The 18,616-nt window shown below is 71.0% G+C and carries 19 protein-coding genes; 10 read left to right on the top strand and 9 right to left on the bottom strand.

The window, feature by feature from the left end; genetic code table 11:
* Nucleotides 1-77: 77 nt before the first annotated feature.
* From ACEN8D_RS13670 to ACEN8D_RS13690, 5 genes are all read right to left on the bottom strand, one after another.
* Complete coding sequence (locus ACEN8D_RS13670) at nucleotides 78-1,187, bottom strand: phosphate ABC transporter substrate-binding protein PstS (protein ID WP_070417791.1); 1,110 nt, start codon at nucleotides 1,185-1,187, stop codon at nucleotides 78-80.
* A 267-nt stretch (nucleotides 1,188-1,454) separates the two neighbouring features.
* A complete protein-coding gene (locus ACEN8D_RS13675) occupies nucleotides 1,455-2,402 on the bottom strand; it encodes an NUDIX hydrolase (RefSeq protein WP_229085269.1) in 948 nt (315 codons plus the stop codon).
* The gene (locus ACEN8D_RS13680; RefSeq protein WP_070417793.1) at nucleotides 2,399-4,564 is read right to left on the bottom strand and encodes an RNA degradosome polyphosphate kinase; all 2,166 of its coding nucleotides are present in this window, start codon (nucleotides 4,562-4,564) and stop codon (nucleotides 2,399-2,401) included. The genes ACEN8D_RS13675 and ACEN8D_RS13680 overlap by 4 nt, the downstream gene beginning before the upstream one ends.
* 90 nt (nucleotides 4,565-4,654) lie before the next feature.
* Nucleotides 4,655-5,473: a mycothiol synthase gene (mshD, locus tag ACEN8D_RS13685; protein ID WP_413461684.1), complete on the bottom strand. Its 819-nt coding sequence runs from the start codon at nucleotides 5,471-5,473 to the stop codon at nucleotides 4,655-4,657.
* Complete coding sequence (locus tag ACEN8D_RS13690; RefSeq protein ID WP_022906634.1) at nucleotides 5,473-6,156, bottom strand: winged helix-turn-helix domain-containing protein; 684 nt, start codon at nucleotides 6,154-6,156, stop codon at nucleotides 5,473-5,475. Before ACEN8D_RS13690 ends, mshD begins: the two co-directional genes overlap by 1 nt.
* A gap of 127 nt (nucleotides 6,157-6,283) precedes the next feature.
* Between ACEN8D_RS13690 and ACEN8D_RS13695 the strand changes: the two genes are divergently transcribed.
* From ACEN8D_RS13695 to ygfZ, 3 genes are all read left to right on the top strand, one after another.
* Entirely contained in the window at nucleotides 6,284-6,565 is a 282-nt protein-coding gene (locus ACEN8D_RS13695) for a hypothetical protein (RefSeq protein WP_083403399.1), read from the top strand.
* Nucleotides 6,566-6,728: 163 nt separating this feature from the next.
* Nucleotides 6,729-7,331: a heme-binding beta-barrel domain-containing protein gene (locus tag ACEN8D_RS13700; protein ID WP_071295875.1), complete on the top strand. Its 603-nt coding sequence runs from the start codon at nucleotides 6,729-6,731 to the stop codon at nucleotides 7,329-7,331.
* Nucleotides 7,331-8,416: a CAF17-like 4Fe-4S cluster assembly/insertion protein YgfZ gene (gene ygfZ, locus ACEN8D_RS13705; protein WP_309777149.1), complete on the top strand. Its 1,086-nt coding sequence runs from the start codon at nucleotides 7,331-7,333 to the stop codon at nucleotides 8,414-8,416. The genes ACEN8D_RS13700 and ygfZ overlap by 1 nt, the downstream gene beginning before the upstream one ends.
* A 120-nt stretch (nucleotides 8,417-8,536) precedes the next feature.
* Here the strand turns inward: ygfZ and ACEN8D_RS13710 are convergent, their stop codons facing one another.
* Nucleotides 8,537-9,310: a class I SAM-dependent methyltransferase gene (locus tag ACEN8D_RS13710; RefSeq protein WP_495601036.1), complete on the bottom strand. Its 774-nt coding sequence runs from the start codon at nucleotides 9,308-9,310 to the stop codon at nucleotides 8,537-8,539.
* A gap of 56 nt (nucleotides 9,311-9,366) precedes the next feature.
* On the opposite strand from ACEN8D_RS13710, the gene ACEN8D_RS13715 reads away from it, so the two are divergent.
* Nucleotides 9,367-10,113 (top strand): phosphoglyceromutase, encoded by a 747-nt coding sequence (locus ACEN8D_RS13715; RefSeq protein WP_413399534.1) that lies wholly within the window; start codon nucleotides 9,367-9,369, stop codon nucleotides 10,111-10,113.
* A gap of 62 nt (nucleotides 10,114-10,175) precedes the next feature.
* On the opposite strand, the gene ACEN8D_RS13720 is transcribed toward ACEN8D_RS13715, so the two are convergent.
* Both ACEN8D_RS13720 and phoU read right to left on the bottom strand, forming a co-directional pair.
* Complete coding sequence (locus tag ACEN8D_RS13720; protein WP_413399533.1) at nucleotides 10,176-10,724, bottom strand: P-loop nucleotide/nucleoside kinase family protein; 549 nt, start codon at nucleotides 10,722-10,724, stop codon at nucleotides 10,176-10,178.
* Between the two features lie 95 nt (nucleotides 10,725-10,819).
* Entirely contained in the window at nucleotides 10,820-11,491 is a 672-nt protein-coding gene (phoU, locus tag ACEN8D_RS13725) for a phosphate signaling complex protein PhoU (RefSeq protein ID WP_309777147.1), read from the bottom strand.
* Between the two features lie 146 nt (nucleotides 11,492-11,637).
* On the opposite strand from phoU, the gene ACEN8D_RS13730 reads away from it, so the two are divergent.
* The gene (locus tag ACEN8D_RS13730) at nucleotides 11,638-12,804 is read left to right on the top strand and encodes a sensor histidine kinase (protein WP_229085273.1); all 1,167 of its coding nucleotides are present in this window, start codon (nucleotides 11,638-11,640) and stop codon (nucleotides 12,802-12,804) included.
* On the top strand, nucleotides 12,801-13,481 hold the full coding sequence (locus ACEN8D_RS13735; protein ID WP_022906624.1) for a response regulator: 681 nt from the start codon (nucleotides 12,801-12,803) through the stop codon (nucleotides 13,479-13,481). Before ACEN8D_RS13730 ends, ACEN8D_RS13735 begins: the two co-directional genes overlap by 4 nt.
* Nucleotides 13,482-13,575: 94 nt before the next feature.
* On the opposite strand, the gene ACEN8D_RS13740 is transcribed toward ACEN8D_RS13735, so the two are convergent.
* The gene (locus tag ACEN8D_RS13740; RefSeq protein ID WP_413399493.1) at nucleotides 13,576-14,181 is read right to left on the bottom strand and encodes a hypothetical protein; all 606 of its coding nucleotides are present in this window, start codon (nucleotides 14,179-14,181) and stop codon (nucleotides 13,576-13,578) included.
* A 158-nt stretch (nucleotides 14,182-14,339) separates the two neighbouring features.
* Between ACEN8D_RS13740 and ACEN8D_RS13745 the strand changes: the two genes are divergently transcribed.
* From ACEN8D_RS13745 to rlmB, 4 genes are read left to right on the top strand one after another with little or no spacing between them, the layout of a single operon-like run.
* Nucleotides 14,340-14,822 carry a CarD family transcriptional regulator gene (locus tag ACEN8D_RS13745; protein WP_017888066.1) on the top strand — a complete coding sequence of 161 codons (483 nt, stop codon included), beginning with the start codon at nucleotides 14,340-14,342 and terminating at the stop codon, nucleotides 14,820-14,822.
* Between the two features lie 49 nt (nucleotides 14,823-14,871).
* Nucleotides 14,872-16,047 (top strand): 2-C-methyl-D-erythritol 4-phosphate cytidylyltransferase, encoded by a 1,176-nt coding sequence (ispD, locus tag ACEN8D_RS13750; RefSeq protein WP_413399492.1) that lies wholly within the window; start codon nucleotides 14,872-14,874, stop codon nucleotides 16,045-16,047.
* Nucleotides 16,048-16,064: 17 nt separating this feature from the next.
* Nucleotides 16,065-17,474 (top strand): cysteine--tRNA ligase, encoded by a 1,410-nt coding sequence (gene cysS, locus ACEN8D_RS13755; protein ID WP_413399491.1) that lies wholly within the window; start codon nucleotides 16,065-16,067, stop codon nucleotides 17,472-17,474.
* Nucleotides 17,475-17,502: 28 nt separating this feature from the next.
* A complete protein-coding gene (rlmB, locus tag ACEN8D_RS13760) occupies nucleotides 17,503-18,513 on the top strand; it encodes a 23S rRNA (guanosine(2251)-2'-O)-methyltransferase RlmB (protein ID WP_070417805.1) in 1,011 nt (336 codons plus the stop codon).
* Nucleotides 18,514-18,616: the final 103 nt, after the last annotated feature.

Below are 18,616 nucleotides of genomic sequence, written 5' to 3' on the forward strand. Positions count from 1 at the left end.
CGGAGCGTGGAGCGGACCGGCGAGGGCCCGGACGCCGGTCAGGTGGGTGGGACCGGCGTCCGGGCGCTCAGGGTGTCTTACTTGATGGAGGCGACGGCCTTCGCGGCCTTCTCGGCGAGGTCGGTCGAGAGGGCGGCCGACTTGGCCTCCTTCGCGGCGGCGTCCTGCGCGTCCTTCGAGACGACGTAGTCGAGGTAGCCCTTCACGAGCTTGCCCTTGTCGGCGTCCTTGTACTCCTGGCAGGCGATCGCGTAGGAGACGAGCACCAGCGGCCAGGCGTTCTCGGCCGTGTCGGTGCGGTTGATGTCGATCGCGAGGTCGTTGTCCGCGCGGCCGGAGACCGTCTCGGAGTCCGCGACGACCTTGGCGGCACCCTCGGCGGAGATCTCGGTGGCCTTGTCGCCGACCATGAGCTTGGCCTTGTCGAGGTCACCGGCGCCGGAGTCGTCGATGTAGGTGATGGCGTTCGAGGCGCTGGCCATGGCCGAGGCCACACCCGAGGTGCCCTTCGCGCTGTCGCCGACCTGGTACGGGAAGGTCTGGCTGGGGGCCTCGGTCCAGACGTCCTTGGCGTTCGCCGCGACGTACTCGGAGAAGTTCTGCGTGGTGCCCGAGTCGTCGGAGCGGTGCACGACCGTGATGTTCGCGTCCGGCAGGGTCGCGTCCTTGTTGAGGTCGGCGATCTGCGAGTCGTTCCACTTCGTGATCTTGCCTGAGAAGATGCCCGCGATGGTCTTCGCGTCGAGCGTGAGGTCCTTGACGCCGTCGACCTTGTAGGCGATGGCGATCGGGGAGATGTAGACCGGGATGTCGATGGCCTTCGAGTCCGCGGCGCACAGGGCGAACGAGCCCGCGAGCTCCTCGTCCTTCAGCGCGGCGTCGGAGCCGGCGAAGTCGGCGGCACCCGAGATGAAGTTCTTGCGGCCGGCGCCCGAACCGTCGGGCGAGTAGTTGACCGTCACGCCGGAGGCGACGTTCTGGAAACCAGCGGCCCAGGTGGCCTCGGCCGTCTGCTGGGCGGACGAACCCGAGCCGGTCAGCGTGCCCGAGAGCTTCGAGTAGTCGGTGCCGGAGCTCGAGCTGGACGAGGGCGTGTTGCCCGCGTCCTCGTTCGCCGCGCACGAGGAGAGCACGACCGCGCCGGCGATCGCGATTGCCGCGACCGTACCGATTCGCTTGATGTTCACAGGGGTCCCTTCGGGAATGTCAGTGCAGGTGGGACCGCTGCTGGTCCCGTGGGCCGGTGCTGACCCGGGAGCGACTGTAGGGACGCGAGGTGACGGGGATCACCCGCCCTGGTGAACGGGAGGTGAACGAGGGGTTGTCCTGGACGGGGCGCCGTGCGTCGGAGCGCGCGCGGGTGCAGGATCGGGAACGCCGCGCCGTGCGCGGGCGCATGCGTGCGCATGCACACCGCAGAGGCCTGGAGGCGCGGCTCGGCCCGGGCGCCCGGCCTACGCCGAGACGGGGTTGCGGTGCGTCTCGACGGCGACGAGCCTGCCGTCGGCGATGTGCAGCACCGAGAAGTCGCCGACCGAGAGCATCGCGGCACGACGGAGGTCGAACCGGCCGGACTCGTCGGCCGTGGCGGTCGCGATGCGGGCGATGATGTCCGGCAGCACGGGCCCGTGCGAGCACAGGACCGTCGTCTTCGCCTTGTCGAGGCGCTTCTGCACGACGCCCTTGACGTCGGCGGCACCCCGGTCGTGGGCGTCCTGGCTGATGTCCGGCGTGCTCGAGACCCCGAGGTGCGTCCGGTCGGAGAGCGGTTCGACCGTCGCGAGGCACCGGGCCGCGGTGCTGCTGACGATCTTCTTCGGACCGAAGGCGGCCACCGGCGACGCGACCGACTTCGCCTGCGACCGGCCGACGGGCAGGAGCGGACGGGTGGCGTCCGGTCCGTTCCACTCCGAGCCGGGGACGGTCTTGGCGTGCCGGAGGGCGATGAGGGCGAAGGTGCGGTGTTCCCCGGCGGCGACCCGGTCGGCGAACCGGTCGAGGATCGCGACGTCGCGCTCGTACGTCAGTCGGTGCCGGGCGTCGTCGAGCGTGACCCACTCGACCGAGGCGACCTCGTCGTTCGGGCGGAACTTGCCGGCGCGCTCGTACTCCTTCGCGGGGACGCGGGCGGACCAGTAGTGCACCACCTTGTCGCGGCCGCTCGGCAGGACGTACTCGGCCGTGCCCAGGGGAGCACCGAGGTGCACGCGGTAGCCGGTCTCCTCGTCGATCTCGCGCACGGCGGTCGTCGGGACGCTCTCGCCCGGGTCGACCTTGCCCTTCGGGAACGAGACGTCCTTGTGGTGGTCGCGGTGGATGAGCAGCACGAGAGGGACGCCGTCCTGTTCACGCCAGACGACGGCACCCGCAGCGACGACCGGCCCTGAGGAGCCGCCGCTCACCGAGTGGAGCGCTTCCGCGCCGAGATCTTCCGCATGAGGACATTCTGCACGTCATCGAGCGGTCGGCCGTCCTCGTCCGTCGAGTGGCGCGTCCACTCGCCGTCCGACTCGAGGTGCCACGAGCTCGTCGTGTCCGCCATGGCGAGGTCGAACATCTCGTGGACCTCGTTCACGTGGCCGGGGTCGGACAGCCGCACGAGCGCTTCGACGCGGCGGTCGAGGTTGCGGTGCATCATGTCCGCCGAGCCGATGAACACGGCCGGGTCACCGTCGTTGTGGAACGCGAACGCCCGCGAGTGCTCGAGGTACCGGCCGACGACGCTGCGCACCCGGATGGTGTCACTGACGCCTTCCATGCCGGGCTTGAGCGAGCAGATGCCGCGGACCCAGACGTCGATCGGCACACCGGCCTGGCTCGCCAGGTACAGCGCGTCGATGATCTGCTCGTCCACCATCGAGTTGACCTTGATGCGGATCCCCGAGGGCTTGCCGGCTCGAGCGTTGTCCGCCTCGGTCGTGATGCGCTTGAGCAGGCCCTTCCGCAGGTGCAGCGGCGCGACGAGCAGACGCTTGAACTTCTTCTCGATCGCGTAGCCCGACAGCTCGTTGAACAGGCGCGTGAGGTCCTTGCCCACGGTGTCGTCCGACGTGAAGAGCCCCATGTCCTCGTAGATGCGCGAGGTCTTCGGGTTGTAGTTGCCCGTCCCGATGTGGCTGTAGTGCTTGAGCGTGCCGCCCTCCTGCCGGATGACGAGCACGAGCTTCGAGTGCGTCTTCAGCCCGACCAGGCCGTAGACCACGTGCACGCCGGCCTTCTCGAGCTTGCGGGCCCACGTGATGTTGTTCTGCTCGTCGAAGCGCGCCTTGATCTCGACGAGCGCGAGCACCTGCTTGCCCGCGGCCGCGGCGTCGATGAGCGCCTCGACGATGGGGCTGTCGCCCGAGGTGCGGTAGAGCGTCTGCTTGATCGCGAGCACGTTCGGGTCGGCCGCGGCCTGCTCGAGGAACGCCTGCACACTCGTCGCGAAGGACTCGTACGGGTGGTGCACGAGGACGTCCTTGGCCGCGATCGCGCGGAAGAGGTCCGGCTTCGTGTTCGGTTCGCCCGGCTGGAACTGCACCGGGGTCGTCGGCACGTGCTTCGGGTAGTGCAGGTCCGGGCGGGCGATCTTGGCGATCTCGAACAGGCCGCCGAGGTCGAGCGGCGACGGCAGGCGGAACACCTCCTGCTCGGTGATGTCGAGCTCGCGCACGAGCAGGTCGAGCGTCACCGGGTCCATGTCCTCGGTGATCTCGAGACGGATGGGCGGCCCGAACCGACGACGGAGCAGCTCGCGCTCGAGTGCCTGGATGAGGTTCTCGGCCTCGTCCTCCTCGATCTCGACGTCCTCGTTGCGGGTGACCCGGAACACGTGGTGCTCGAGGACCTCCATCCCCGGGAAGAGGTCGTCGAGGTGGTTCGCGATGAGGTCTTCGAGGGGGATGAAGCGGAGCAGCCCGGAGTCGTCGTCCGGCAGCTTGATGAACCGCGAGAAGTTCTGCGGCACCTTGAGGCGCGCGAACTCCTGCCGCTGCGACTTCGGGTTGCGCACGCGCACCGCGAGGTTGAGCGACAACCCGGAGATGTACGGGAAGGGGTGCGCCGGGTCGACCGCGAGCGGCATGAGCACCGGGAAGATCTGCTCGTTGAAGTACTCGCGCATCCGGAGCCGGTCGGCCTCGTCGAGGTCGGACCAGTGCTCGATGTGGATGCCAGCCGCGTCGAGGTCCGGCTTGAGCGACCCGATGAACGCCTGCGCGTGGCGGTCCTGCAGCTCGTGCGCCTTCGTCGCGATGTCGCGCAGCACGTCGCTCGGTGCGCGACCGACGTTGGTCGGCACGGCGATGCCGGTGTCGATGCGGCGCTTCAGGCCGGCGACCCGGACCATGAAGAACTCGTCGAGGTTGGACGCGAAGATCGCCAGGAAGTTCGCCCGTTCGAGGAGCGGCTGCGTGCGGTCCTCGCCGAGTTCGAGCACGCGCTGGTTGAACCGGAGCCAGCTGAGCTCACGGTCGAAGTAGCGGTCGGTGGGCAGCGACTCGTGCTCGATCTCGACGACCTCGTCGAAGTCGTCGAGGTCCGGTGCGACGGAGTCGCCGTCGAGCTGCGGTTCGGTGTCCATGCCCACATCCTGCCACCCGCCCCCTGCGCCAGGAGGGCCGCACGTGGACGCTGTGGAAACGGGCGGTGAACGACGCCGTGTGGAGGAGCGTCAGCCGGCCGCGTACTGGACGTCGATCGAGTACTGCTCGAACCCGGATCGGCGGTAGAGGGCCAGCGCCGGGGCGTTGTCGCCCTCGACGTAGAGCGCCGCGGCGGAGAGGCCCCGGCCGGTCAGGCGTGCCGTCCCCGCGCGCATCAGGACGCCGCCGAGTCCCCGGCCCTGCAGGTCGGGACGGACGGCCACGGCGTAGAACTCGCCGGTGTCGCCCTCGACCTTGAGCCAGCACGACCCGGCGAGCTGCCCGGAGTCGTCGCGGAGCAGGAGCAGGTCGTCGCCGGAGAACCAGCCGTCGGCCTCGCGGGCGCGCAGGTCGTCGAGCGTCATCCGGCCCTGTTCCGGGTGGTGCGCGAACGCGGCGGCGTTGAGCGTCAACCAGTCGACCTCGTCGGCGGGGTCGCCCGTCCGGAACGACGACAGGGACCAGCCGGTCGGCACCGCGGGGTCGGGGGCGACGGACGCGATCGGGGCGCGGAGCTGCAGGAGCGTGCGGACCGCCGTCCAGCCGAAGCGGGCCGCGAGTGCTCGGGCAGCGGGGTGGTCCCCGTGCGCCCACGCGAGCCGAGGGGCCGGCCCGTCCACGGGAGCGGCCCCGCCGCCCGGGGTGAGCGCCTGCCGGGCGAGGGCGGTGCCGAGACCGCGGCCCCGCGCCTCCTGGGCGACCACGAGTTCCAGCTCGCCGTCACGGACCACGGCGACCCCGTGCTCGTCGCCGAGCACGGTCGCGCGACCGGCGCGCACGTCGACCAGGGTCTGGTCGGAGAACGGCGGTGCTTCGCCCGTGACGACGAAGCGCGACAGGTCGACCACTACTGGCCCGCGAGCCGGTCGGCCTCGTCGTCGTAGACGTTGAAGCGGTACCCGACGTTGCGGACCGTGCCGATGAGGGACTCGAGGTCGCCGAGCTTCGCGCGGAGGCGCCGCACGTGCACGTCGACCGTCCGGGTGCCGCCGAAGTAGTCGTAGCCCCACACCTCGCTGAGGAGCTGCTCGCGGGTGAAGACCCGCGAGGGGTGCGTGGCGAAGAAGCGGAGGAGCTCGAACTCCTTGAAGGTGAGGTCGAGCGGCCGACCGCGGACCTTCGCCGAGTAGCTGGCCTCGTCGATGACGACACCGGACGCCTGGATCTTCGACCCGGTCTGGTTCTTCGACGCGCGTCCGGCCGTGAGACGGATGCGGGCGTCGACCTCGGCCGGGCCGGCGGTCTCGAGCACGACGTCGTCGACGTTCCACTCGCTGTTGACCGCGGTCAGACCACCCTCGGTGACGACCAGGATGATCGGCGTCGTCGAGCCGCTCGTCGCGAGGATCTTGCACAGGGCCTTGGCGCTCGCCAGGTCCGTCCGGGCGTCCACGAACATGAGGTCGCTCTGCGGGGCGTTGACCAGCTGTGCGGCCTCGGCGGGGACGTGGCGGATCCGGTGGCTCAGCAGTCCGAGGCTCGGCAGGACGTCGCCGGGCGCGGCTGAGGTGAGTACCAGGAGCTGGGCCACAGGACCTCCAGGGCGTGGGGGAGTCGTGCACACATCCTAGTGATGCTCGGGAAGCATCCCTCCCGGCCGGACGGTCGGGGACGCGTTCCGGGCACCTTCGGCACGCGGCCCTGTCATGATGGGGCGCGTGACCGAGCCTGTTCAGCCCACCGACCAGCGCCGCCTCCGGCTGACGTCCGTGCTGCCGGTCTGGCTGCTCGCGGTCGTCGGCGCCGTGCTCGTCCTCACCCTCACCGACAAGGACTCGTTCGCGTGGCTGCTGCTCGTGTTCGTGCTCTGCGTGCTGGTCAGCTTCGTGCTGCAGCTCATCACCGCGACGAAGGACGGGCTGGTCGAGCGGATCAGCATCGCGTCGTCCGGGGCGTTCGTCGTCGTGCTCGTCACCGCGGTGGTCCTGCTGGTGCGCTGACGCGCCGCCGTCCGCCTGGCGCCGTCAGGCGTGACGCGTAGACTCCAGCCATGGATTCGCTGCTTGCGCTCGAGCTCTTCTACGTGGGCCTGCTCGGCCTCGCGTCGCTCGCGATCGCGTTCGTCTCGGTGACCGTCGTCGTGAAGCTGTTCAAGGGTCAGCGTTGATCGAACTGCCGGAGGGCCTCGCGCCGGAACTCGTCCCGCTGTCGTGGCTCGTCGGCGTCTGGGAGGGCACCGGTGTGGTCGAGTACCCCGTCGGTGACGAGGACGAACCCCGGAAGTACGAGTTCGGCCAGCGCGTGAGCTTCAGCCACGACGGTCTGCCCTACCTCAACTACTCCTCCACGACGTGGCTGCTCGACGACGAGCACACCCCGCTCGCGGCCGAGATGGGCTACTGGCGGATCGACCGTCCGTCCGAGCCCGGTGACCGCGGCCCGGCGATGCTCCTCGGCGAGGGGCCGACGCCGTTCGGCACCGTCGAGAGCGTCGAGGCGCTGCGGAACACCACGGACGGCTTCGACGTCGAAGCGGCGATCATCCACCCCACCGGCGTCAACGAGCTCTACGTCGGGCGGGTCCGCAAGGGCCGCATCGACCTCGCGACCGACGCCGTGATGCGCTCGCCGAACGCCAAGGACTACTCCGCGGCCACCCGGCTCTACGGCCTGGTCGAGGGCAAGCTCTTCTGGGCGTGGGACATCGCCGCACTCGGCAAGGAGCTGACCTCGCACGCCTCGGGGCAGCTCGCGAAGGTCGACTGATGTCCGCCTTCGCCGGCCGCGCCGGCTTCGTGGCGACGGAATCCGGCCCCGCCGCGCACTTCGGCAACCCGCTCGGCGAGCAGCGTCTGCTCGCCCGCGGCCGTGCCGTCGTCGAACTCGGCCTCGGTGTCGTCACCGTCACCGGCCCGGACCGTCTGTCGTGGCTCAACTCGATCACCTCGCAGCTGCTCACCGGGCTCGCCGCCGGCGTGAGCACCGAGACGCTCGTGCTCGACCAGTCCGGTCGGGTCGAGCACGCGGCGCGCGTCGTCGACGACGGGTCGGTGGCGTGGCTGCTGACCGAGCCCGCCGACGCGGCACCGCTCGCTGCCTGGCTCGACTCGATGCGGTTCATGCTGCGCGTCGAGGTCGCCGACCGTTCGGCGGACTTCGCGACGATCGGCTGGTTCGGCGAGTCCGCGCCGTTCGCGTCGACCGACCTGCCCGAGACCCCGGTCGCCGAGTGGGTCGACCCGTGGGCGTCCGTCACGCCCGGCGGGTGGGGCTACGCCGACCAGGAGGCGCACCCCGCCTCCGACTGGACCCTCCGCATCGCCGTGGTCACCCCCGGCACCGCGGGCGCGATCGCCGCGTCGGACGAGCCCGTCGCGGGACTCCTCGCGTACGAGGCCCTGCGCATCGCCGCCTGGCGCCCCTCGCTGTCCGACGTCGACGAGCGCACGATCCCGCACGAGCTCGACTGGCTCCGCTCCGCCGTGCACCTGTCGAAGGGCTGCTACCGGGGGCAGGAGACCGTGGCCAAGGTCCACAACCTCGGACACCCGCCGCGCCGGGTCGTCATGCTGCACCTCGACGGGTCGGACGGCGTGCTGCCGGCTCCGGGGACGCCGGTCGTGTCGGGCGAGAAGGAGGTCGGGCGGCTGACGGCGTCGGGGATCCACCACGAGCTCGGGCCGATCGGGCTCGCGGTCGTGAAGCGTTCCCTCGACCCCGCCGCCACGCTGACGCTCAGCGCCGACGACGTGGTCGTGTCCGCCACGCAAGAGGTCATCGTGCCGCCGGGGGCCGGCGCCACCGCCGACGTCCCGCGCCTGCCCCGCCTCGGCGCCGTCCGCCGCTCGTAGCCCGCGCGGTTCGCCGGCGCCCGGCCCCGAGTCTCGGCTCCGCGGACACGTTCGCGCCATCAGGGCCACGAAACTGTCCGCCGGGCCGAGTCTCGTGGTCCCGCGGCGCGCGCCGGCCGGTCAGGCCGGGGCCACCGCGGCCCACGGGACGCTGAGCTCGCCGAGCCGCCACCGCGTCACCCCGTGCAGCACCGGCCACCCCCGGTCCCGCATGCCCCGGACCGTCGCGATCCACCGCTGCCGGGGGCCGTACGTGCCGAGCGGCGCCGCGACCGCCCACGCCAGGTCGAGGTCGCCGAGGAACGCGTGCACCCGCTCGCCGGGAACGTTCCGGTGGATGAGGGCCTTCGGCAGCCGTTCGGCCACGACCGAGGGGACGTCGAGCCCCGCCAGCCGGAGCGACACCGTGAAGGTGCGTGGTGCGACGTCGTCGAGCGTCACCCACGAGGCCACCCGCCCGACCTCGTTGCACGTCCCCTCGACGAGCGCGCCGCCCGGTTGCAGGCGGTCCTGCATGATCCGCCAGGACTCCACCACCGCGGACTCGTCGTACTGCCGCAGCACGTTGAAGGCGCGGATCACGGCGGGCCGGCGGTTCCCCGGTGTCGGTGTCTCGAACCCGCCGAGCCGGAACGTCACGCCGTCCCGCGTGCCGGCGTTCGCGAGGGCCACCCGGGCCGGCTCGATCTCGATGCCGGTGACCTCGACGTCGGGGCGGACGGCGGCCAGGCGGTCCCGGAGTTCGAGCGTCGTCGTCGGCGAGGCCCCGTACCCGACGTCGGCGACGAGCGGGTCGGCGCTCCGGCGGAGGACCGGCAGCGTGGCGATCCACCGGTCGACGCGGCGGAGCCGGTTGTACCCGGTCGTCCCGCGCGTCACGTTCCCGATGGGCATGCCGACCAGGGTACGGGTCCGGGGACCGGCTGCACGGCGCTCGGTAGACTCGGGGCATGACCTCCACGCTCGTCCTGCTCCGTCACGGCAACAGTGACTGGAACCAGAAGAACCTGTTCACCGGTTGGGTCGACGTCCGGCTCAGCGAGCTGGGCGAGAAGGAGGCGAAGCGCGCCGGCGACCTCATCGCCGAGTCCGGCATCGTCCCCGACGTCCTCTACACCTCGCTCCTCACCCGCGCGATCCAGACGGCCGACATCGCGCTGCTCCAGGCCGACCTGGCGTGGCTGCCGGTGAAGCGCGACTGGCGCCTCAACGAGCGCCACTACGGCGACCTGCAGGGCAAGGACAAGGCCCAGACGCTCGAGCAGTACGGCGAGCAGCAGTTCATGGAGTGGCGCCGGTCGTTCGACGTGCCGCCGCCCCCCATCGCCGACGACGCCGAGTGGTCGCAGTTCGGGGACCGCCGCTACGCTCACCTCGGCGACCAGCTGCCCCGCACCGAGTCGCTCAAGCTCGTGATCGACCGCCTGCTGCCCTACTGGGAGTCCGACATCACGAAGGACCTCGGTGCGGGCAAGACCGTCCTCGTCACGGCGCACGGCAACTCGCTCCGGGCGCTCGTGAAGCACCTCGACGGCATCTCCGACGAGGACATCGCCGGCCTGAACATCCCGACCGGCATCCCGCTGGTGTACGAGCTCGACGACGACTTCCGTCCGACGAAGCCGGCGTACTACCTCGACCCCGAGGCCGCCGCGGCCGGAGCCGCCGCCGTGGCCGCGCAGGGCGCCAAGAAGTAGCAGCGCAGCGCTGCACACACGAACGCCCCGCCCGGACTGACCGGGCGGGGCGTTCCGCGCGTTCACACGAAGTGGGAGGCGATCTCCTGCACCAGGGCGCCGACGTCGTACGGCTTCGTCGTGTCGACGCGGACCACCGGGACGCCCGGCAGGCCGACCGGGCGGGCGGCGTCGCCGTGCTCGTCCCAGAACGCGAGCACGTCGGCCAGGTCCCCGTGCACCTCGTGGCGCACCGGCACGGTGCCCGGGTCGTACCGGTCGCGCAGCCGCTCCTCGGCGGTGGCCCGGTCCGTGTCGCACCACACCTCGACAGCGCGCGGCGACCCGGCGGAGGCGAGCCGCGCCTCCAGGAGTCCGCGGTCCCGCGACGGCAGCCAGACGGCGTCGAGGACGACCCCGTTCTCGACGGCCTGCGCCATCGACCACATCGTCTCCATCGCGATGGCGCCGAGCGGACGCGACGCGATCATCGGGCCGACGAGGTCGGCGAGGGGCTCCTTGATCCGGTCCTTCGACAGGAACGGGCAGCCGAGCACCTCGGCGAGGGCGGCACCGATGGTGCTCTTGCCGGAACCGGGCATGCCGTTGACGATGATCGCGACCTGGGCCATGCCTCGATCCTGTCAGACCCCAGCGAGCCGAGCGGAACGCAGCGAGCCGGGCGGACCGTGTGGTCCGTCCGGCTCGGTGACACCGCAGCGTCGGGTCAGGCGGGCGACACCGTCACCGAGGACGCGCCGGCCCAGTCACCCGTCGCCAGGTACTCGACCTTCTTGGCGATCGAGACCGCGTGGTCCGCGAAGCGCTCGTGGTACCGCGATGCCAGGGTCGCGTCGACGGTGTCGATCGGCGCACCCTTCCAGGTTTCGCCGAGCACGAAGTCGAACACGCTCGCGTGCAGCTCGTCGATGGCGTCGTCCTCGTCGCGGATCTCGCCGGCGAGGGCGATGTCCTCGGTGGCGAGCAGTCGCGTGAGCTTCTGCGCCATCGCGACGTCGAGCTGGCCCATCTTCTTGAAGGTGCCGCGGAGGCCCTTCGGCACGACCTTCTCGGGGAAGCGCTGCCGGGTGAGCTGGGCGATGTGCTCGGCCATGTCGCCCATGCGCTCGAGCGACGAGCTGACGCGCAGGGCCGTGACCACGACGCGGAGGTCGCGGGCGACCGGGGCCTGACGCGCGAGGATGTCGATCGCGATCTCGTCGAGGCTGTTCGCCGCCTCGTCGATCTTGGCGTCGTCGGCGATCACCTCCTCGGCGAGGGACACGTCGGACTCGCTGAACGACTGCGTGGCTCGGGTGATGGCGGACTCGACGAGCCCGGCGATCTCGGTCAGTCGCTCCTGGACGTCCTGGAGTTCCTGCTGGAAGACTTCGCGCATGGGGGAGTACCTCTCTCTGCGTACCGGTCGAGTGTCGTCACGTCAGGTGAACGAACGGTGACGTGCGGTTGAACGCTTCGCGATCCGGCCTTCCGCAGACGGTGAACGGTACCGGAACCCCGCATGACCATCCCTACACTGACGGCATGGACAACGCGTGGCTCGTGCCACTGTCGATGCTCCTCGGCGGGGTGTTCGGAGCAGGCGTCGTGGTGCTGATCATCACCGCCGAGCGCACGGCTCGTGCTGCCGACGTGGCGGAACGCACCCTGCCCGACGGCGTCGCCGCGGTCATCGCCACGATGCACAACCCGGCCGTGGTGGTCGACCCCTCGAACACGGTCGTCGCTGCCTCGCCGCAGGCACTGACGGTCGGGCTGGTGGTGCGGCGGAAGCTCGTGCACCGCGAGCTCGTCGACCTCGTCGACCGCGTGCGCAAGAGCGGGGAGATGGGCGCCGAGGACCTCGAGCTGCCCCGTGGTCGGGGCAGCGACCAGATCGGCTACCTGAGCTTCCGCGCCGCGCAGCTCGGCAACCGGTACGTGCTCGTCACGGCCGACGACCTGACCGAGACCCGGCGCATCGACGAGGTCCGGCGGGACTTCGTCGCGAACATCTCGCACGAGCTGAAGACCCCGATCGGCGCGATCGGCCTGCTCTCCGAGACCCTCGTCGCCGCCGCGGACGAACCCCAGCACGTGCGGAAGTTCGCCGCGCAGCTCGTCACCGAGTCGGAGCGGCTGGCCGCCCTGACGAAGGACATCATCGAACTCTCGCGGCTGCAGTCCGTCGACACGCTGGAGAACAGCGAGGAGACGTCGATCGACCGCATCGTGCAGGCCGCCGTCGACGCGAACGAGATCGTCGCCCGCGCCCGGGACATCGAACTCGTGCGGGCGAAGAAGTCGAAGCTGCGGGTGATGGGCGACCCCGCCCTGCTGCAGATCGCGGTGTCGAACCTCATCGCCAACGCGGTCAAGTACTCCCCGGACCACACCCGCGTCGGCGTGGGCGTCCGGTCCGCGAAGGGCTTCGTCGAGATCGCGGTGACCGACCAGGGCGTCGGCATCCCCGAGGCCGACCTCGACCGGGTGTTCGAGCGGTTCTACCGCGTCGACCCCGCCCGGTCGCGCGCCACGGGCGGCACCGGCCTCGGCCTCGCCATCGTGAAGCACGTCGTCGGCAACCACGGCGGGGACGTGCGCGTCTGGTCGCAGCCCGGCAAGGGCTCGACCTTCACCATCCGCCTGCCCGAGGCGGACCCGGAACTGACCACAGCACTCGAAGAGCAACTGGAAGAGCAGCCATCGTGACCAAGATCCTCATCGTCGACGACGAGCCGGCCCTGAGCGAGCCCCTGGAGTTCCTGCTGCAGCGCGAGGGGTACGACACCTCCGTCGCTGCGGACGGCGTGACCGCGCTGTCGAAGTTCGACGCGGAGAACCCCGACCTGGTGCTGCTCGACCTGATGCTGCCGGGACTCTCCGGCACCGAGGTCTGCCGACAGATCCGGACCCGCTCGAACATCCCGATCATCATGCTCACCGCGAAGGACTCCGAGGTGGACATCGTCGTCGGGCTGGAGCTCGGCGCGGACGACTACGTGACGAAGCCGTACTCGACCCGCGAGCTCCTCGCCCGCATCCGTGCGGTCCTGCGTCGCCGGACCGAGGACGACCCCGCGGACAGCGGGATCCTGCAGGTCGGTGGCATCCGGATGGACGTCGAGCGGCACACCGTGGCGGTGGACGGCTCGGAGACGCCGATGCCGCTCAAGGAGTTCGAGCTCCTCGAGCTGCTGCTCCGCAACGCCGGGCGCGTGCTCACCCGGGGGCAGCTCATCGACCGGGTGTGGGGCTCCGACTACTTCGGCGACACGAAGACCCTGGACGTGCACATCAAGCGCATCCGCTCGAAGATCGAGCGCGTGCCGAGCGCGCCGGAGATCCTGGTGACCGTCCGCGGGCTCGGCTACCGCATCGAGGGCTGACGCGAGGTCGGCTGACGCGAGGTCGGCTGACGCACAGGAGGCGCGGTGCCGGTCCCAGGGACCGGCACCGCGCCTCCTGTGCGTGCGTCTGCTGCTAGTTGCCGGCGTCCTGCGTCGCGTCGTCCGTCGGCGTGGCCGCGGGCGTCTCGACCGGGAGGGTGACCTCGCTGGTGGGCTCCGGCGAGGAGGTCGGCGCGAGCGTCGCGTACTCCTCCTGCTGGCTGGTCAGCACCGGGACGCTCGCCGAGACGCCCTCGGCGCCCGAGTACGAGAAGTAGACCTTGACCAGCGAGCCGGGCTTGGTGTCGGCGTCGTCGAAGACGACCTCGCGCGAGTCGCCGGCGGCCGTGCCCTGCGTGGTGCCGTCGCCCTCTTCCGTCGAGGCGGTGGCCTGCTCGGAGGGCTCCGCGGCCCCGCCGAGGTCGATGTGCGTGTTCGCCGGGACCGCGACGGTCTGGGTGTCCCCGCCGACCTCGATCGAGAGGGTGATGTCGTCCCGCTCGGCGTTGTTCACGATCGTGCCCACGAACCGGGCGCCGTCGGCGTCGTCCGCGATGAGGAGCGCGTTGCGGATGTCCACCTTGCCGGTCGACACGTTCACGCCGTCGGTGATCTGCTTGATCTCCGTCGTCTGTGCGGGCGACATGAACTCGCAGCCGGTGGCGCCGAGCGCGATGGTTGCCGCAACGGCGACGGACACGAGTACCCGAGCTCGCAAGAGATTCCTCCGGAAGATCACGATTGTGGACCGGACGGTCCGGCACCATCCTACCGATCAGCGGGGGTGCCAGTTGTTAGGCGCCCCTTACCCGAACAACGCTTGTGGTAAACTGGGTGTCTCGGAACGGAGCCTGATACATGCAATTCGAGGTCGGCGAGACCGTCGTCTACCCCCATCACGGGGCGGCAACCATCTCTGAAGTCAAGACGCGCGTCATCAAGGGTGAGGAAAAGGTCTACCTGAAGCTGCGGGTCACCCAGGGTGACCTCACGATCGAGGTCCCGGCGGACAACGTCGACCTGGTCGGAGTCCGTGACGTGATCGGCAAGGAAGGCCTCGACAAGGTGTTCGAGGTCCTGCGTGCCCCCTTCACCGAAGAGCCCACGAACTGGTCGCGTCGCTACAAGGCGAACCTCGAGAAGCTCGCTTCCGGTGACGTCATCAAGGTGTCCGAGGTCGTCCGCGACCTCTGGCGCCGCGACCAGGACCGCGGCCTGTCCGCGGGGGAGAAGCGGATGCTCGCCAAGGCGCGGCAGATCCTGATCTCCGAGCTGGCGCTGGCCGAGAAGACCGACGAGGACAAGGCATCGACCGTCCTCGACGAGGTCCTCGCCTCCTGAGCGCACCGAACCACTGAACACGTCCTCGACCGTTCTGTTCCCCCACGGGGTGGACAGGGCGGTCGTCGTCGTTGCGGCCGGTTCCGGCACGCGGCTCGGCATCGGGACGGCCAAGGCGTTCGTCCCCGTGGCCGGCACGCTGATGCTCGCGCGGGCGCTCGAGCCGCTGTTCGCCCTGCCGTCGCCGACGCTCGTCGTGGTGGTCGCGCCGGCGGCGCTCCTCGACGACTGCCGACAGGTGGTCGCGTCCGTCGCCGGGGCTGCGGTCGCCTACACGGCCGTCGTCCCCGGAGGCGCGGATCGCCATGCCTCGGTCGAGGCCGGCCTGGCCGTGCTGCCGGACTCCGTCACCGCGGTGCTGGTGCACGACGCGGCGCGTTGTCTGACGCCGGCAGCCCAGTTCGAGCGGGTGTTCGACGCCGTCGCCGGTTCGCTGCACGACGGGGCGGGTGCCGGGTTCGTCCCCGCACTGCCCGTCACGGACACGATCAAGCGCGTCGACGGGGACGCCGTCGTCGAGACCGTCGACCGCGCGGCACTCGTCGGGGTGCAGACGCCGCAGGGGTTCCCGCTCGCCGCGCTCCGGCAGGCGTACGCGGTGTCGCAGCAGGCCGAGACCGACGACGCCGGGGTCTTCCAGGCAGCGGGCGGCACCGTGCGGTTCGTCCCCGGCGACGCCGACGCCTTCAAGATCACCACCCCGTGGGACCTCGGTCGTGCCGAGTCGATCGTGCGTGCCCGCGCCGCCACCCCCGAGGTCACCCGGGTCGGCCTCGGGGTGGACGTGCACGCGTTCGACGCGGCGTCCCCGTGCCGGGTCGGGCTGCTCGACTTCCCCGGTGAAGCGGGGCTCTCCGGCCACAGCGACGGCGACGCGGTCGCGCACGCGGTCTGCGACGCCCTGCTCTCGGCGGGCGGGCTCGGCGACATCGGCGGGACGTTCGGCACGTCGGACCCCGCCTACGCCGGGGCGGCGGGTGACGTCTTCGTCCGGGGTGCGGTCGCGATGCTGGCCGCCGCCGGTCTGGTGCCTGTCTCCGTCACCGTGCAGGTCATCGGGAACCGCCCCCGTATCGGCGCACGTCGGACCGAGATGCAGGACGCCCTCGGCGCCGTCGTCGGGGCCCCGGTCGCGGTCTCCGGCACGACGACGGACGGTCTCGGGTTCACCGGCCGCGGCGAGGGGCTCGCCGCGATCGCGACAGCCGTCGTCCGACCGGTCTGACGTCCTAGGCTGGACGCGTGACCGTTCGCCTCTACGACTCCCGCGCCGCTGCCGTCGTCGACCTCGTCCCGCTGGTCGACGGACAGGTGAGCATGTACGTGTGCGGTCCGACCGTGCAGTCGTCGCCGCACATCGGGCACCTCCGCTCCGCGCTCGTCTACGACATCTGGCGCCGCTGGCTCACCCACCGCGGTCTCCGGGTCACGCTCGTGCGGAACGTCACGGACATCGACGACAAGGTGCTCGACCTCGCGCACGGCACCGACGAGGCCTGGTTCGCCCGGGCGTACCGCGTCGAGCTCGAGTTCACGGCCGCGTACAACGCCCTCGGCATCCTGCCCCCGACGTACGAGCCCCGGGCCACCGCGAGCGTGCCGCAGATGCACGACATCATCACCAAGCTCATCGACCGCGGGCACGCCTACGCTGCGGCGGACGGCTCCGGCGACGTCTACTTCGACACCGGCAGCTGGGCGTCCTACGGGGCGCTCACCCGGCAGCGGCGGGAGGACATGGTCGAGGCCACCGACGCCGACCCCCGCGGCAAGCGCGACCCGCGCGACTTCGCGCTCTGGAAGGGCGCCAAGCCCGGGGAGCCGTCGACGGCGAACTGGGACTCGCCCTGGGGCCCCGGCCGCCCGGGCTGGCACATCGAGTGCTCGGCGATGTCCCGGCGCTACCTCGGCCCGGCGTTCGACATCCACGGCGGCGGGCTCGACCTGCGCTTCCCGCACCACGAGAACGAACTCGCGCAGTCCACGGCGGCCGGGGATCCGTTCGCCTCCTACTGGCTGCACAACGGCCTCGTCTCCGTCGACGGGCAGAAGATGTCGAAGTCGCTGGGCAACTCGATCTTCGCCGCGGACTTCCTCGGGTCCGCGCGTCCCGTGGTCGTCCGGTACTTCCTCGGCGCCGCGCACTACCGCTCGTCGATCGACCACCACGACGGCTCCCTGGCCGAGGCCGAGGCGGCGCTCGACCGGATCGAGGGCTTCCTGACCCGGGCCGCACAGCGGCTCGAGGGCGTCCGGCTGGCCGACGCGCCGGGGGTGCCCGAGGCCTTCGCCGCGGCGATGGACGACGACCTCTCGGTGCCCCAAGCCCTCGCCGTGCTGCACGAGACCGTCCGCTCCGGGAACGCCGCCCTCGACGCGGACGATGCGGAAGCGCTCGGAACCGCGTACCATCAGGTGGCTGCGATGGTGGAAGTGCTCGGCATCGATCCGCGAGCCGCCCACTGGTCGGGTGGTGGCCACGACGCATCGGCCGCACCGCTCGCAGCACTCGTCGAACGCCTCGTGCAGGAACGCGCCGACGCCAGGGCCGCACGCGACTTCGCCACGGCCGACCGCGTGCGCGACGACCTCGCATCCGCGGGCATCACGATCGAGGACACCGCAGCAGGTACACGCTGGAGCATCGCCTGACAACGGCAGTGCCGGACAGGAGAGAGCAATGAAGAACGTCTCGGGCAGCAAGAAGGGACGGCCGGGCGCCGTCCGGACCGGTCGCAAGGGCAACAAGCAGGTCGGCTCCGGCGGTCAGGGCGCGCAGGCGCTCGAGGGCCGCAAGCCCACGCCGAAGGCCGAGGACCGTCCGTACCACCCCGCCGGCAAGCGCAAGGCGGCGAAGGAGCGCTTCGAGGCAGCTCGCGGGCGCCACGGTGCGTCGAGCTCGCCGCAGCAGCGCACCGGTCGTCCGCCGCAGCGGAAGACCGACGACTCCGAGCTGGTCACCGGCCGCAACTCGGTGCTCGAGGCCCTGCGCACGAAGACCCCCTCGACGACCCTGTACATCGCCTCGCGCATCGAGGTCGACGACCGCGTCAAGGAGATCCTCGCGCTCGCCAACCACCGCGGCGTCCCGATCATGGAGATCATGCGTCCGGAGCTCGACCGCATCACGGGGCACGACAGCGTGCACCAGGGCGTCGCGCTCAAGGTCCCGGCGTACGAGTACGCCGTGGCCGAGGACGTCGTCGAGCGGGCGTTCGCCAAGGACGAGGTCCCGCTGCTCGTCGCCCTCGACGGCATCACCGACCCGCGCAACCTCGGTGCGATCATCCGGTCCACCGCGGCCTTCGGCGGCCACGGTGTCGTCGTCCCGCAGCGGCGTTCGGTCGGTGTGACCGCGTCCGCGTGGAAGACCTCGGCCGGTGCGGCCGCCCGGACCCCCGTCGCGATGGCCCCGAACCTCACGCAGACCCTCAAGTCGCTCAAGTCGATGGGCCTGTTCGTCCTCGGCCTCGACGGTGACGGCGACGTGGAGCTCGACGGCCTCGAGCTCGCCGACCGTCCGATCGTGATCGTCGTCGGTTCCGAGGGCAAGGGCCTCTCACGCCTCGTCACCGAGACCTGCGACGCGATCGTCTCGATCCCGATCTCGAGCGCGACGGAGTCCCTCAACGCGGGCATCGCCGCGAGCGTCACCCTGTGGGAGGTCGCCCGGCGCCGTCGCGCCGAGTAGTCGCGCACTTCGTGAGCAGGAATGGTCGCCTCCCGGTTCGGGAGGCGACCATTCCTGCTCACCATGCGAGGCGCGCGGGCGCGTGGGCGCGCGCCGGCGCGTG

This window comes from Curtobacterium sp. Curtsp22 (genome assembly GCF_059492135.1).

Excerpts from the sequence above, each read along its gene's own strand:
- ACEN8D_RS13680 (WP_070417793.1), bottom strand. The coding sequence starts at position 4,564 with ATGGACACCGAACCGCAGCTCGACGGCGACTCCGTCGCACCGGACCTC.
- ygfZ (WP_309777149.1), top strand. The coding sequence starts at position 7,331 with ATGTCCGCCTTCGCCGGCCGCGCCGGCTTCGTGGCGACGGAATCCGGC.
- ACEN8D_RS13710 (WP_495601036.1), bottom strand. The coding sequence starts at position 9,310 with ATGCCCATCGGGAACGTGACGCGCGGGACGACCGGGTACAACCGGCTC.
- ACEN8D_RS13715 (WP_413399534.1), top strand. The coding sequence starts at position 9,367 with ATGACCTCCACGCTCGTCCTGCTCCGTCACGGCAACAGTGACTGGAAC.
- ACEN8D_RS13720 (WP_413399533.1), bottom strand. The coding sequence starts at position 10,724 with ATGGCCCAGGTCGCGATCATCGTCAACGGCATGCCCGGTTCCGGCAAG.
- phoU (WP_309777147.1), bottom strand. The coding sequence starts at position 11,491 with ATGCGCGAAGTCTTCCAGCAGGAACTCCAGGACGTCCAGGAGCGACTG.
- ACEN8D_RS13730 (WP_229085273.1), top strand. The coding sequence starts at position 11,638 with ATGGACAACGCGTGGCTCGTGCCACTGTCGATGCTCCTCGGCGGGGTG.
- ACEN8D_RS13745 (WP_017888066.1), top strand. The coding sequence starts at position 14,340 with ATGCAATTCGAGGTCGGCGAGACCGTCGTCTACCCCCATCACGGGGCG.
- rlmB (WP_070417805.1), top strand. The coding sequence starts at position 17,503 with ATGAAGAACGTCTCGGGCAGCAAGAAGGGACGGCCGGGCGCCGTCCGG.